This window comes from Streptomyces caeni (assembly GCF_042678285.1).
Lineage (GTDB): Bacteria > Actinomycetota > Actinomycetes > Streptomycetales > Streptomycetaceae > Streptomyces > Streptomyces caeni.
Genome location: NZ_JBHUDX010000019.1, coordinates 51,104 through 64,595 on the forward strand (window position 1 = coordinate 51,104; position 13,492 = coordinate 64,595).

A 13,492-nucleotide genomic window follows, 5' to 3' on the forward strand; every position below is an offset into this window, starting at 1 on the left:
TCGCCCCGCCAACTTCGAGCACCTGTTCCCTTTTTGCACCGTTTACCGCATCTTTCCGGCGTCGCACTCGGTCGCCGTGGCTGCGCCCGGAACGTCTTGACCGGTAGGCTTTCCGTGTGATCTTCAAGCGCATCGGAAACGGCCGGCCGTACCCCGACCACGGCCGGGAAAGCACCCGGCAGTGGGCGGACGTCGCGCCGCGCCCGGTCCGCCTCGATCAGCTCGTGACGACCAAGCAGCAACTCGACCTGGAGACCCTTCTCGCCGAGGACTCGACGTTCTACGGCGACCTCTTCGCACATGTCGTGAAGTGGCAGGGCGACCTGTACCTGGAGGACGGTCTCCACCGCGCGGTGCGCGCGGCGCTGCAGCAGCGCCAGGTCCTGCACGCGAGGGTCCTCGAACTCGACTGAACGCCGCGCGGACGCGGACGCGCGGCCCGTCCGCTTTGATCCTTTCGGGTTGGACTGTGCGGCATCCAATGATCATCTAGTAGGCATTGCCGCCCCGGCGCACTACGCTGCGCTCATGAGCATGCTGACTCCCCCCGGCATGGGCGGCCAGTACCGGATCACGGGGGACAAGTACCCACGGATGCGCCGGCCGCGGCGCCGCGGCCGGCTCGTGCTCGCCGTCGTCGCATCAGTCGCCGCCATCGGGCTGATCGGATGGGGAACCCTGCAGCTCATCGACATCTTCACGGGCGGCAGCGGCACATCCTCGGCGTCCGGCGCGAGGGCGGGCTGCGCGACCAGGACGAAGACGTCGCCGACGACCGCCGCACGGGCCCTGCCCCGGCCCGGCCAGATCACCGTCAACGTCTTCAACGCCACGACCCGCACCGGCCTCGCCAAGGAGACCGCGGACGAGCTGAAGAAGCGCGGCTTCCTCATCGGCGACGTGGGCAACGCGACGAAGGAGTACGACAAGAAGGTCAAGGGCGCCGGAGTGCTGATCGGCCCCAAGACGTCCCTCGACACCTCACTGCCGGTCGTCGGCACGCAACTGGCGGGCGCCGAGCACCGCACGGACGCCCGCACGGGCACCTCCGTCGATCTGGTCCTGGGCGACGGGTTCACATCGCTGGCGGACAAGGCGGCCGCGGACAAGGCCCTGGCCGCGCTGACCACGTCGGCGAAGGCGGCTTCGGCGGGCGGCGACAAGAAGAACTGCTGAAACCCGCGCGGGCCGAGCCGCGAACGGCGGCCACGGGCGGCCGCACACCGTGCGGCCGCACCTCGTCCCGTCCGGCCACCGCCCCTCCTGGGGCCCGCCCAGTCCTGGAGTGCCCCGTCCTGCAGGCCGGTTCGCCCCTACTCCGCCGCGCCGTAGAGCCGGTCCCCCGCGTCGCCCAGCCCCGGCACGATGTAGCCGCTCTCGTTGAGACGCTCGTCGACCGCGGCCGTCACCACCGTGACCGGTCGCCCTGCCAGCTCGCGCTCCATGACCTCGACGCCCTCCGGGGCGGCGAGCAGCACCACGGCCGTCACATCGTCCGCACCACGCCTGATCAGCTCCCGGATGGCCGCGACGAGCGTGCCGCCGGTCGCGAGCATCGGGTCCAGGACGTACACCTGACGCCCCGAGAGATCCTCCGGCATGCGTGTCGCGTAGGTGGACGCCTTGAGCGTCTCCTCGTCGCGGATCATGCCCAGGAAGCCCACCTCGGCGGTCGGCAGCAGCCGGACCATGCCGTCCAGCATGCCGAGGCCGGCCCGCAGGATCGGCACGACCAGGGGGCGGGGATGGGAGAGCTTGACGCCGGTGGTGGGGGCGACCGGGGTCTCGATGTCGGCCTGCTCGGTGCGCACGTCCCGCGTGGCCTCGTAGGCGAGCAGGGTGACGAGTTCGTCGGCCAGCCGACGGAAGGTCGCGGAGTCGGTGCGCCGGTCGCGCAGCGTGGTGAGCTTGTGGGCGACCAACGGATGGTCGACGACGTGGAGACGCATGTCCCCCACACTAACGGGGCCCTCGGCGCCCGCCCGCGCCGCCGTACGACAGCGCATCCCGCCCCGCCGGCACACCTCCCGCGCCGCCCTCGCCGTCCGGCCCGCCCCCGTCGCTCGCGCCCGAAGGCGCCGCCCGCACCCCTTCCGTCCGGGCCTGCATCAATCCCCCCATCAGAGGGAAAGTGAAGGGGACGCGACTGGGGTGGTGTGCCTATGCCCGACGGAAAGTCCCACGAGCAAACGGAAGCGCAGGAGACGGACGCCGAGCGCAGGCGGCGCCGGGCCCTGTTCCTGCGCGAACTCGCGGAGGCACGGGAGTTGCGCGACCGCGTCCAGCCGCGGCGCGCCAAGGCCGCGCGGCTGCGTCACGCCCTGCGCATGCGCACATTCCGCTGGTAGCGGCGCGCCACCTCGGGGGTGGCCGCGCGACCACACCGCCCCGGGCCGCGTACGATCCGCAGGTGGCGGCAATGAGTGCGCTGGTGAGCCGACCGCTTTGATCGGAGCGTCCGCGACCAAAACGGCCAGACACAGGGAGCCGAAGACGTCCCCTGAACGCCTTGTTTCTGCCACGATTCCGAGTGGGTGGGGCTCGGAGAAGCACTCCCCGCCCGCAACCTCCGCCGGGGGGACCCCCAACCGGCACGCCTATGACCAGTGGGAGAGTCACGGTGTACTTCGCCGCACTGCTCGCGCGCACCGAAGACGGGTGGGAAGCGAGCGACACAGAGCTCGACGATGTGGAAACCCTGTCGGATCTGACCGACCTGGCCCGTGACGCCTCCGTCGACGAGGACACGGTGCTCGTCCTCATCGAGCAGGAGGACGCCTGGTTCGGGGTGGTCCGCGTGGACGGCGAGGACGACCCTCGCATCTACGTCTCGGACGCAGCGGCCGCCGCCCGCAGCTCGTACGGCGAGATCCTGCTCACGGACGAACTGCTCGGCAGGGAGCCCGGCGACGACGGCGCCGACCTGGACTCCCTCGACCTCGACGGCACGGAGGACGGTGAGCCCGAGGGCGACGACGAGGACGGAGCCGGCGCGGACACCTCCGTGCCCCACGGCCCCGTCGGAGACAGCGAGATCCTCGACGACCTCGGCGTCAGTGAGAAGGAACTGCGCGCCCTGGACGCCGAGGACGCGCTCAGCGCGATCGCCGAGGCCCTGGGCGCTTCGGAGGTCCTGGAGACCGTCCGCTAGGCATACGGGTGACGAACGACGGGACGCCGGCCCCCGATCCGGTGCGCGACCGGTGGCGGGCCGCGATGCGGCTCGCCCTGGACGAGGCGGCGCGGGCCGCCGACGGCGGTGACGTCCCGGTGGGTGCCGTCGTACTGTCCCGGGACGGCTCGGTGCTCGCCACCGGGCACAACGAGCGCGAGGCCACGGGCGATCCGACGGCCCACGCGGAGATCCTCACGCTGCGCCGGGCCGCCAAGGCGCTCGGCGAATGGCGGCTGGCCGGCTGCACGCTCGTCGTCACCCTGGAACCGTGCACGATGTGCGCGGGCGCGCTGCAGCAGTCCCGCGTCGACCGGGTGGTCTACGGCGCGCGCGACGAGAAGGCCGGTGCGGTCGGTTCGTTGTGGGACCTGGTGCGCGACCGGCGCCTCAACCACCGGCCCGAGGTGATCGAGGGCGTGCTCGCCGACGCGTCCGCGCAGCTCCTCACGGACTTCTTCCGGGCCCGCTCAGGCCCGCCCAGGGCGAACGGGGAAACGGATTTCAAAGCAGGGCCCCCGGTGGGGTAGGGTCTCCCTCGGTAGCGTGTCCGAGCGGCCGAAGGAGCTCGCCTCGAAAGCGAGTGTGGCGCAAGTCACCGAGGGTTCAAATCCCTCCGCTACCGCCGAAGAAGGGCCCCGTCGAAGGACGGGGCCCTTCGCGCATCCGGGGCCCTTCGCGCATCCGGGAGCCTCGGCCGCGAGGCCGCCGGCGAGGGGCCGCGCCGGGCCGGCGCTCCGAGCCGGGTCCAAGGCCCGCGGCTGCGGAAGGTCGCACGCCGGGGCCGGTGACCAGGGCGCCCCAAGGCCCGCGTCCAGGGCGGGCCGTGTCCGGGGGCGCAGCCGGGGCCGCGCGGGAGCGGAGGGCACGGCGGGCACCGCGGTGGGCGCTCGGCCTCCGGGCCCCGGTCACGCGTCGGCGGCGTTCAGCCAGGCGCCGATACCCGCCAGGGTCCCGTCCCCCGAGTCGGATTCGACGTCTGCGGCCAGGTCTGCGATGGTGACGGCCCGCAGGGCTTCCCGCCGTGCCGCCTCCGCCGCGGCCATGGCGCGGGAGATGGCGCAGGGCTCGGTGCACTCCTCGGGCGGCGCCGCCAGCGGGCCGCGCCGGCGTATCTCCGTGCACACGAACGCCGCGCCGGGCCCCTCCACCGCATCGACGACGTCGAGCACCGTGATCTGCGCCGGGGACCGGGTCAGGACGTAGCCACCCGACTTTCCCTGCACCGATCGCACGAGTCCGGCCCGCGAGAGGGCCTGGAGCTGCTTGGCGAGGTACGTGGGCGAGACGTCGTGCAGCCGCGCCAGTCGCGCGGCGGGCACCGGCTCCCGCACGGACGTCAGCACGACACAGCAGTGCAGGGCCCACTCCACACCGCCGGACATCTTCACGTCGGCATCGTAACAACGCCGCCTTGACCCGGACACATATTGTCCGAGTATCGTCTCGGACAAAAGATGTCCGAGTTAAAGCCCCGGCCACCATCCGGCCCTACTGGGCACATATCGGACATGATGCATCGAGAGCAGGGACAAGCCATGAAGATCGCAGTCATCGGGGGAACCGGCCTGATCGGGTCGCGGGTCGTGGAGGACCTGAAGGCGGCCGGACACCGGGCCGTACCGCACTCCCTCTCCACGGGGGTGGACATCATCACAGGTCAGGGCCTGGACGATGCCGTGACGGGCGCCGACGTCGTCGTCAACCTGACCAACTCCCCGACGTTCGACGAGGCCTCGCCCGACTTCTTCCGCACGTCCATGGCCAACCTTCTGACCGCGAGCGAGAAGGGCGGCGTCGGCCACTTCGTCGTGCTCTCCATCGTCGGCGTGGACCAGGTACCCCAGTTGGCGTACTACCGGGCGAAGGCGCTCCAGGAGAACATCCTCGCCGGGGGCCCGATCCCGTACTCCATCGTCCGTGCCACGCAGTTCATGGAGTTCATGGACGCGGTCCTGTCCTGGACGGCGGACGCCGAGACGGTCCGCCTGCCGCGCACCCCGATCCAGCCGATCGCCGCCGCCGATGTCGCCGCCGCCGTCGCCGAAGTCGCCGCGAGCACCCCCCTGAACGGCATCCTCAACATCGCGGGCCCCGACGTCTACACCCTCGACGAACTCGGCCGGATCACCCTCACCGCCAAGGGCGACGGGCGCTCGGTCGCCGTCGATGACGCCGTCGGCATGTTCGCGGCCGTCGAGGGTGACGTCCTGATCGCCCACGGTGACGCCCGCATCGCCCCGACCCACTACGCCGACTGGCTCGCCTGAGCCCCTGCCCCCGGCCGGGGGACGCGTCAGGTTGTCCCCCGGCCGGGGAGCGCATCCGAGGCCCGCCACCGGAACCGCCCGCCGGGCTCACTCCGGAACCGCCCGTCAGGGCCACCGCCCAGGACCACCCACCGGTCAGGACCATCCCGGGCCAGGACCCGCGCCGGGTCCGCTCAGAGCCGCCCAAGGCGCCCTGCGGGTCGCCGGCGGCGCGACGAAGCCCCAGCGCCGCTCGTCCGCCGGGGCTCCTTCCGGTGACGGGGAAGACGGCTACGGGGGTCAAGCCGCCTTCCCCGGTGAGGAATCGGGCCCCAAGCCCACGCCACGTCTGGGGGAAGCCCACGGCGCGGACCCCGCAGTCGGGTCCGGTCCCGGCCCTCGGGACTCCTGCCAGATCCGTCGGGTCCACACCATCCTGCGACTGCGGGGCGCCCCCGCGGGCGGGACAAAGGGCCCAGGCAGCCGGGCCGTTGGTCCCTAAAGACCACATAAAGAAGATCGACGTGAGGACATGGTGCATACGTGATCTTTTGCGAGACCCGAACACCCGGCCGCGTTACACTCGGCCGCGGCAGGCCGGGCCCCGCGGGGCGGAGGAGACGGGGGAGGCCGCGGTGGCGGTACAGGGAAAGAAGATCGCACTGTACGTGCTCGCGGTCTTCGCGCTCTACGTGATCATCACCGACCCCGCCAAGGCCGCCGACTACGTGCAGATAGGGTTCGAGGGCATTTCGAGTGCCGCCAAGGCCTTCGGTCACTTCATGACGTGGCTCGCCGACGGGGCCAAGTGAGGCCTCCCGCCGCACCCACGGCAGGGCGGCCGCCGTCGTCGTACCCCTGGGAGCGCCCGTGATCCGCCACCTGGTCCTCTTCAAGCTCAACGAGGGCGTCCGGCGCGACGACCCGCGCGTCGTCGAGGGGGTGCGCGCCTTCGAGTCCCTCGACGGCCTGATCGACGAGCTGCGCTTCTGGGAGTGCGCCTGGAACATCAGCGACCGGCCCATCGCCTACGACTTCGCGATCAATTCGGCGGTCGACGACGCGGACGCGCTGCGGCGCTACCTCGAGCACCCGGCGCACCAGGCGGGGGTCGCGCTGTGGCGCGAGTTCGCCACTTGGGTGATCGCCGACTACGAAATCTGAGCGACACCGCCCCCGGATTCCGGGGGCGGAACCACGCGAGGCGCCCTCCACCGCGACGATGGTGATCGCTCACGTCCTCCGCATCAACTCGCCTTCAACACGGAGTTATGCGGTGCTTGCACACCGTGTCCATTTCTTGTGATGCTATGACCGCTTTTGACGTGAATTGACGGATGCGTGGACGGATGAAGAGGTGGCGTTGACCGTGTCGGCCAGTACTGCGCCACCCCAGGACGAGGCTCCGGCCCCGGCCCCCGACCGGGCACAGACATCCGCCACGACCTCCACCCACCCCCGAGGACCGGCTCCGGCCGCCGCCGCCCGGAAGCGCCGGGGCGCCGATACCCGGGCCCTCACCCAGGTGCTCTTCGCCCAGCTCAAGGGGCTGGAGCCGGGCACGCCGGAGCACCACCGCGTGCGCGGGGCGCTCATCGAGGCGAACCTCCCGCTCGTGCGCTACGCGGCCGCCCGCTTCCGCAGCCGCAACGAGCCCATGGAGGATGTCGTCCAGGTCGGCACCATCGGGCTGATCAACGCCATCGACCGCTTCGACCCCGACCGGGGCGTGCAGTTCCCGACCTTCGCGATGCCGACCGTCGTCGGGGAGATCAAGCGGTACTTCCGCGACAACGTCCGCACGGTCCACGTCCCGCGCCGGCTGCACGAGCTGTGGGTGCAGGTCAACAGCGCGACCGAGGACCTGACGACGGCGTACGGACGCTCTCCGACCACCTCCGAGATCGCCGAGCGGCTGCGCATCACCGAGGAGGAGGTGCTGTCCTGCATCGAGGCGGGCCGCTCCTACCACGCGACCTCCCTGGAGGCCGCCCAGGAGGGGGACGGCCTGCCCGGCCTGCTCGACCGGCTCGGCTACGAGGATCCCGCACTCGACGGGGTCGAACACCGCGACCTCGTACGGCACCTGCTCGTCCAGCTGCCCGAGCGCGAGCAGCGGATCCTGCTGCTGCGCTACTACAGCAACCTCACCCAGTCGCAGATCAGCGCCGAACTGGGCGTCTCCCAGATGCATGTGTCAAGGCTCCTCGCCAGGAGCTTCGCGCGGCTACGATCCGCAAACAGGATCGACGCATAGCTCACAAGAGCGAATCGTCCGAACCTTCCCTTGTCGATGGTTCTGCGCTGAAAAACCCTCAGAACCCTTCCAACCAGGGCGCATTCGGCTTTCACATGTCGACATATCGCTACAGCGTGTTGCCGACATGTGACATTCTTCCGGAAGAGCGTTTGCCGCAGCCTCGCGGCCGGTATTCAGGTGGAGGCTGCGTTCCTCCGACGGGAGCGTCCGCCGCGACCGTCCCGCGACCCAAAGGGGGTGGCATGTCCGCAGACCAGGGCAGCTCGAAGGTGCTCACGCTCGCGCAGAGCGACTCCGCGCCCGACGTGCTTCAGGACCTTCAGGCCCCTCAGGACCTCCCGGCCGCCGAGACCATCCCGGCCCCCGAGGCCCAGGACCTCCCGTCATCGGAAGCCATCGACACCCGCACCCTGTCCCGCTCCCTCTTCCTGCGGCTCGCCGCACTCGACGAGAACAGCCCGGAGCGCGCCTACGTCCGGGACACGCTCATCGAGCTGAACCTCCCGCTCGTGCGCTACGCGGCCGCCCGCTTCCGCAGCCGCAACGAGCCCATGGAGGACATCGTCCAGGTCGGCACCATCGGGCTGATCAAGGCGATCGACCGCTTCGACTGCGAACGGGGCGTGGAGTTCCCGACGTTCGCGATGCCGACGGTCGTCGGTGAGATCAAGCGGTTCTTCCGGGACACGTCGTGGTCGGTGCGGGTGCCGCGCCGCCTCCAGGAGCTGCGCCTGGCCCTCACCAAGGCAAGCGACGAGCTGTCCCAGAAGCTGGACCGCTCCCCGACGGTCACCGAACTCGCCTCCGTGCTGGGCGTGTCGGAGGAGGACGTGGTCGACGGCCTTGCCGTCGGCAACGCGTACACGGCGTCCTCGCTCGACTCCCCGACCCCCGAGGACGACGGCGGCGAGGGGTCGCTCGCGGACCGGCTGGGCTACGAGGACTCGGCCCTGGAGGGCGTGGAGTACCGCGAGTCCCTCAAGCCGCTGCTGGCCAAACTCCCGCCCCGCGAGCGGCGGATCATCATGCTGCGGTTCTTCGCGAACATGACCCAGTCGCAGATCGGCGAGGAGGTCGGCATCTCGCAGATGCACGTCTCCCGGCTGCTGACCCGCACGCTGGCGCAACTGCGGGACGGGCTCATCTCCGACTGAGTACGCACGGGCCTCGCGGGGCACGACGCCTCGCGGGGCGTCCGGGGCTCCGGTGCCCGGCCGGGGCTTCGCGAGGTCCGCGGGCTTCCGAATTGACGGTCCGTCAGCGACACTGGCGCGATGCTGCGAGCGACGTGGTTGCGGGACCGCCGACGGGCCGTGATCGGTGCCTCCGCGGTTCTCGCGTGCCTGGCCGGGCTGCCGGTCGCGTGCGCGGGCGGCGCGGGTGGTGACGGATACGTCGCGGTCGGACCGGCGGGCGGCACCCCTTCCGTCCCGGGCGCGGCGGTGGCACCCACGGGAGATGTGACGCTGGTGCCGCTCCGGGGGACGGACCGGCCCGGTACCACCGGCGGGCACGGGAGCCGTACCGCCGGGACGGCCGGCTCATCGGCGGCTGGAGGGGATTCGCCGAGCGGCGGTTCGTCCGCGGGCGCGCCGGTCAGCGGCGCGGGCGGCGCACCGGTCGCGGGTGGTGCCCCGGTCGCGGGTGGTGCCCCGGTCGCGGGCGGCGCACCGGGCGCGGGCGGCGCACCGGGCGGCGCGAGCGTCTCACCCCCCGCCACCGGGCCCGTCGGCGCGGACCCGGAACCGTCCTCCCCGGCGCCGGCGCCTTCCCGTACGACACCCGCCGGACCCGCTGTGCTGAGCGTGGGCGAGCCCGTGCGGGAGGCCACCGACCGGCGGTGGTGCGAGAAGGTCACCGTCTCCTTCGCCAACACCGGCGGCAGCCCGGTGCGTTCGGGCACGGTGGCCTTCGGGACGCACATCATCGGGGCGCTCGGGATCGACTGGGCGACGATCGAGTCCGCGGAGGCGCTGCCCGCGCCGATCGCCGGCGGGGCCACCGTGAAGAAGACCTGGACGGTGTGCGTCGACGCCTGGCGGGTCCCGCTGGGGATGCACATCGAGACGCGCGACGTGTCCGTCCGGTGGACGTAGGGCTTCGCCCCGGCCGGCCTACCTCAGCGCGAGCCAGGCGACCGCGGCGACGATCGCCACGGCGACGACGACGCCGACGATCAGGCCGACGCGGGGGCCCGGGGAGGCCGCCTCCTGCCGGCCGCCCTGCGGAGCCTCGTCGACGAAGGCACGGAACATCTGGGTGCTGCCCGCGGGGTCGTAGTTGCCCTGGGGGCCCTGGGTGTTAGCCATGGCCCCGGACCCTAGCGAATACGTGCGGCCCCGCCCAAGTGGGGGCCGTGACCCCGTGCCCCGCTTCGCCCCGAAAGGACTCGGTCCTCGAACGGCCGAGCCGCCCCGTCATCCACCATCCCACCTGTGGATTTACGTTCACCAATGCATGCCTTTGCCAACTTTTTAGCCCAACATCGAGGGCTTAATTTGCCTGCGGCAACCAACTTCCCCTAATGTGGTTGCCCTGAGCAACGAACTGGGGAGGCTGGGATGGCCGAGCGAGCGCAGTACGAGGAGCTGGCGCGTCAGCTCAGCGCCGCCGGTGCCGTGAAGAGGGACCTCGGACGGATCCTGCCGCCCGACTGCCCGGGCGGCTCCGCCGCCGTACTGACCCTGCTCGACCGCCACGGCGACATGCGCATCAGCAAGCTCGCGGAGCTGCTCGCCGTCGACATGTCGGTCACCAGCCGCCATGTCGCGCATGTCGCGGACCGCGGCTGGATCGAACGCTCCCCCGACCCCGCGGACAAGCGCTCCCGCATCCTGCGCCTGACACCACCCGGCCGCGCCCGGCTCGACGAGTTGTCACGGCGCACCGCCGCACTGCTGGCCGAGCGGCTGAGCGACTGGTCCGACGACGACATCGGCCGGCTCACCCGGCTGCTGGCGCGGCTGCGGCAGAGCTTCGGCGACTGCCGCTCCGCATCGCATCCCGCGCCGGCCGTCCACGCCGCGGAGCCCGTCACCGAAGGAACCCCCCGTACACCCGCAGACAGAACATAGGAAAAGGAAGCCCATGGCAACGACCACACCGGCCGGTGTGCGGGCCCATGCCGAGCACGGGGGAGGCTCCCCCGACGGCACTCCGATGTCGCACCGGCAGATCATGGAGGCCCTCTCCGGGCTGCTGCTCGGCATGTTCGTGGCGATCCTGTCGTCCACGATCGTCTCCAACGCGCTGCCGCACATCATCGGCGACCTCGGCGGCGGTCAGTCGGCCTACACCTGGGTCGTCACCGCCTCGCTGCTGGCCATGACCGCGACCACCCCGCTGTGGGGCAAACTCGCGGACCTCTACAGCAAGAAGGCGCTCGTCCAGATAGCCCTGGTCGTCTACGTACTGGGCTCGATGGCGGCGGGTCTGTCGCAGAACCCCGGCATGCTCATCGCCTGCCGGGTCGTCCAGGGCATCGGCGTCGGCGGCCTGTCCGCCCTGGCGCAGATCGTCATGGCCGCGATGATCTCCCCGCGCGAGCGCGGCCGTTACTCCGGATACCTCGGCGCCACCTTCGCCGTCGCCACCGTCGGCGGCCCGCTGCTCGGCGGCGTCATCACCGACACCTCGTGGCTCGGCTGGCGCTGGTGCTTCTACGTCGGCGTGCCCTTCGCGGTGATCGCCCTGATCGTGCTGCAGAAGACCCTCCACCTGCCTGTGGTGAAGCGGGACGTGAAGGTCGACTGGGCCGGCGCGTTCTTCGTCTCCACCTCGGTCAGCCTGCTGCTGATCTGGGTGACCTTCGCCGGTGACAAGTACGCGTGGCTGTCGTGGCAGACGTACGCGTTGGTGGGCGGCGCGATCGTGCTCGGGCTGGTCTTCGTCCTCGTCGAGTCCAGGGCCGCGGAACCGATCATCCCGCTGCGGCTGTTCCGCAACCGCACCATCACCCTGTCGTCGCTCGCCTCGCTCTTCGTGGGCGTCGCGATGTTCACCGGCTCGATCTTCTTCGCGCAGTACTTCCAGCTGGCGCGGGACAAGTCCCCGACGATGTCCGGGGTGCTGACGATCCCGATGATCGGCGGCCTGTTCGTCTCCTCCACCGTCTCCGGCCAGGTCATCACCAAGACCGGCAGGTGGAAGGCGTGGCTGGTCAGCGGTGGCGTGCTGGTGACGGCCGGGCTGGGACTGCTGGGCACCATCCGCTACGACACGGCCTACTGGAAGATGGCGGTCTTCATGGCGCTGCTGGGTCTCGGCATCGGCATGATGATGCAGAACCTGGTGCTGTCCACGCAGAACCAGGTGGCCCCGACGGACCTCGGCGCGGCCAGCTCCACGGTCACCTTCTTCCGGTCCCTCGGCGGTGCCGTGGGCGTCTCCGCGCTGGGCGCGGTCATGGCGCACCGGATCACCGACTACGTCAAGGACGGTCTCGCCGCCCTCGGCCCCGAGTACGCGGCTCTGGCCTCCGGTTCGAGCTCCAGCAGCTCCATCCCGGACATGAACAGCCTGCCCGCGCCGCTGGGCACCGTCATGGAGAGCGCCTACGGCCACGGCATCGCCGACGTCTTCCTGATCGCCGCCCCGATGGCGTTCCTCGCCTTCGTGATCACGCTGTTCATCAAGGAGGTCCCGCTGCGGACCAAGGGCGCCCTGGCCCAGGCCGCGACGTCCGGGTCCACCCGGTCGCACGCCGCGGCGGATTCGCCCGCTCCCGCCGAGGAGAGGGTCCCCGCCGAGGAGGTCCCCGCCGAGGAGAAAGTGCCGAGCTGGGCGGTGGCGGGCCCGGAGCCGGGCGCCGAGGACAGGGGCACGCGCGTGGACACGGACGCGGGCACAACAGGCCCGGTCACGGGCACGGGCCCGGTCACGGGCACAGGCCCGGTCACGGGCACAGGCCCGGTCACGGGCACAGGCCCGGTCACGGGCACAGGCCCGGTCACGGGCACAGGCCCGGTCACGGGCACAGGCCCGGTCACGGGCGACCAGGAGCCCGCGGCCGTCGCCACAGTGGCCGCGCCGGACAAGTCCGCGCTCTCCGGCGGCATCCCGGTCCGCGGCTTCGTGCGGGACAGCGGGAGCGCACCCGTCGCGGGCGCCGCCGTGACCCTGATCTCGCTCGGCGGACGGCAGCCGAGCCAGGCGGTCGCCCGGGCCGACGGTTCCTACGCGGTCGACGCGCCGGGCGCCGGCGGCTACGTCCTGGTCGCCGCCGCCGACGGCTACCAGCCGCAGGCGTCCACAGTCGCCGTGCACGAGGACCCGCTGTCGTACGACATCCTGCTCGGCGGCACCAGCGGGCTCACCGGTACGGTCCGGGCCGCCGGGACCGCGCTGCCCGTCAAGGACGCGATGGTGATCGTCACCGACGCCCGCGGCCACCTGCTCGCCACCCAGACCACCGGTGAGCAGGGCGAGTTCTCCTTCACCGGGCCGGCGTCGGGTTCCGTGACCGTCGCGGTGAACGCCGCAGGGTTCCGCCCGCGGGCCCTGCCGGCCGAGATCGGGGTCGACGGGGCCGCCCGGGTCGAGATCGGCCTCGACGCCGACGTCCGGGTCCAGGGCGTCGTACGGGCCGCGCACGGTCCCCTCGCCGACGCCCGCGTGACGCTGGTGGACGCGGTGGGCAACGTGGTCGGCACCGCCACCACCGGCGCGGACGGGGGGTACGCCTTCACCGGCCTGGACAGCGGCGAGTACACCGTCATCGCGACCGGCTACCCGCCCGTGGCGACGGCTGTGACGCTCTTCGGACGCGACGTCGACGACCACGACATCCGGCTCGCCCACCCGGCGGAGTAG

Annotated in this window: 16 protein-coding genes and 1 tRNA gene; 14 read left to right on the forward strand and 3 right to left on the reverse strand. The window is 71.6% G+C overall.

Going from position 1 to position 13,492, the window contains the following annotated elements; translation table 11 throughout:
- The first annotated feature begins 116 nt into the window (after positions 1-116).
- Both ACFSL4_RS07600 and ACFSL4_RS07605 read left to right on the forward strand, forming a co-directional pair.
- Positions 117-413 (forward strand): type II toxin-antitoxin system VapB family antitoxin, encoded by a 297-nt coding sequence (locus ACFSL4_RS07600; RefSeq protein WP_004943146.1) that lies wholly within the window; start codon positions 117-119, stop codon positions 411-413.
- Between the two features lie 115 nt (positions 414-528).
- Complete coding sequence (locus tag ACFSL4_RS07605; protein WP_381079863.1) at positions 529-1,176, forward strand: LytR C-terminal domain-containing protein; 648 nt, start codon at positions 529-531, stop codon at positions 1,174-1,176.
- A 137-nt stretch (positions 1,177-1,313) separates the two neighbouring features.
- Here the strand turns inward: ACFSL4_RS07605 and upp are convergent, their stop codons facing one another.
- Complete coding sequence (gene upp, locus ACFSL4_RS07610) at positions 1,314-1,949, reverse strand: uracil phosphoribosyltransferase (protein ID WP_381079865.1); 636 nt, start codon at positions 1,947-1,949, stop codon at positions 1,314-1,316.
- A 213-nt stretch (positions 1,950-2,162) separates the two neighbouring features.
- Between upp and ACFSL4_RS07615 the strand changes: the two genes are divergently transcribed.
- From ACFSL4_RS07615 to ACFSL4_RS07630, 4 genes are all read left to right on the forward strand, one after another.
- The gene (locus tag ACFSL4_RS07615; protein ID WP_381079867.1) at positions 2,163-2,348 is read left to right on the forward strand and encodes a hypothetical protein; all 186 of its coding nucleotides are present in this window, start codon (positions 2,163-2,165) and stop codon (positions 2,346-2,348) included.
- Positions 2,349-2,620: 272 nt separating this feature from the next.
- Positions 2,621-3,151 carry a tRNA adenosine deaminase-associated protein gene (locus tag ACFSL4_RS07620; RefSeq protein ID WP_381079953.1) on the forward strand — a complete coding sequence of 177 codons (531 nt, stop codon included), beginning with the start codon at positions 2,621-2,623 and terminating at the stop codon, positions 3,149-3,151.
- Between the two features lie 65 nt (positions 3,152-3,216).
- Positions 3,217-3,702 (forward strand): tRNA adenosine(34) deaminase TadA, encoded by a 486-nt coding sequence (gene tadA, locus ACFSL4_RS07625; protein ID WP_381079955.1) that lies wholly within the window; start codon positions 3,217-3,219, stop codon positions 3,700-3,702.
- A 10-nt stretch (positions 3,703-3,712) separates the two neighbouring features.
- Positions 3,713-3,797, forward strand: a tRNA-Ser gene (locus ACFSL4_RS07630).
- Positions 3,798-4,080: 283 nt separating this feature from the next.
- On the opposite strand, the gene ACFSL4_RS07635 is transcribed toward ACFSL4_RS07630, so the two are convergent.
- Entirely contained in the window at positions 4,081-4,557 is a 477-nt protein-coding gene (locus tag ACFSL4_RS07635) for an RrF2 family transcriptional regulator (protein ID WP_381079957.1), read from the reverse strand.
- A gap of 153 nt (positions 4,558-4,710) precedes the next feature.
- On the opposite strand from ACFSL4_RS07635, the gene ACFSL4_RS07640 reads away from it, so the two are divergent.
- From ACFSL4_RS07640 to ACFSL4_RS07665, 6 genes are all read left to right on the forward strand, one after another.
- The gene (locus ACFSL4_RS07640) at positions 4,711-5,442 is read left to right on the forward strand and encodes an SDR family oxidoreductase (protein WP_381079869.1); all 732 of its coding nucleotides are present in this window, start codon (positions 4,711-4,713) and stop codon (positions 5,440-5,442) included.
- A gap of 614 nt (positions 5,443-6,056) precedes the next feature.
- Entirely contained in the window at positions 6,057-6,233 is a 177-nt protein-coding gene (locus ACFSL4_RS07645) for a hypothetical protein (RefSeq protein WP_381079871.1), read from the forward strand.
- A gap of 58 nt (positions 6,234-6,291) precedes the next feature.
- On the forward strand, positions 6,292-6,585 hold the full coding sequence (locus ACFSL4_RS07650) for a Dabb family protein (RefSeq protein ID WP_381079873.1): 294 nt from the start codon (positions 6,292-6,294) through the stop codon (positions 6,583-6,585).
- Between the two features lie 199 nt (positions 6,586-6,784).
- The gene (locus ACFSL4_RS07655; protein WP_381079959.1) at positions 6,785-7,678 is read left to right on the forward strand and encodes an RNA polymerase sigma factor SigF; all 894 of its coding nucleotides are present in this window, start codon (positions 6,785-6,787) and stop codon (positions 7,676-7,678) included.
- A 245-nt stretch (positions 7,679-7,923) separates the two neighbouring features.
- Positions 7,924-8,835, forward strand: coding sequence for an RNA polymerase sigma factor SigF (locus ACFSL4_RS07660; protein ID WP_381079875.1), 912 nt, complete (start codon positions 7,924-7,926; stop codon positions 8,833-8,835).
- Between the two features lie 120 nt (positions 8,836-8,955).
- Positions 8,956-9,777 carry a hypothetical protein gene (locus ACFSL4_RS07665; RefSeq protein WP_381079877.1) on the forward strand — a complete coding sequence of 274 codons (822 nt, stop codon included), beginning with the start codon at positions 8,956-8,958 and terminating at the stop codon, positions 9,775-9,777.
- 18 nt (positions 9,778-9,795) lie between these two features.
- Here the strand turns inward: ACFSL4_RS07665 and ACFSL4_RS07670 are convergent, their stop codons facing one another.
- Complete coding sequence (locus ACFSL4_RS07670) at positions 9,796-9,990, reverse strand: hypothetical protein (protein WP_381079879.1); 195 nt, start codon at positions 9,988-9,990, stop codon at positions 9,796-9,798.
- 252 nt (positions 9,991-10,242) lie between these two features.
- On the opposite strand from ACFSL4_RS07670, the gene ACFSL4_RS07675 reads away from it, so the two are divergent.
- Together ACFSL4_RS07675 and ACFSL4_RS07680 are read left to right on the forward strand one after the other, a co-directional pair.
- Entirely contained in the window at positions 10,243-10,755 is a 513-nt protein-coding gene (locus tag ACFSL4_RS07675; RefSeq protein WP_381079881.1) for a MarR family winged helix-turn-helix transcriptional regulator, read from the forward strand.
- Positions 10,756-10,840: 85 nt separating this feature from the next.
- Complete coding sequence (locus ACFSL4_RS07680) at positions 10,841-13,492, forward strand: MFS transporter (protein ID WP_465269752.1); 2,652 nt, start codon at positions 10,841-10,843, stop codon at positions 13,490-13,492.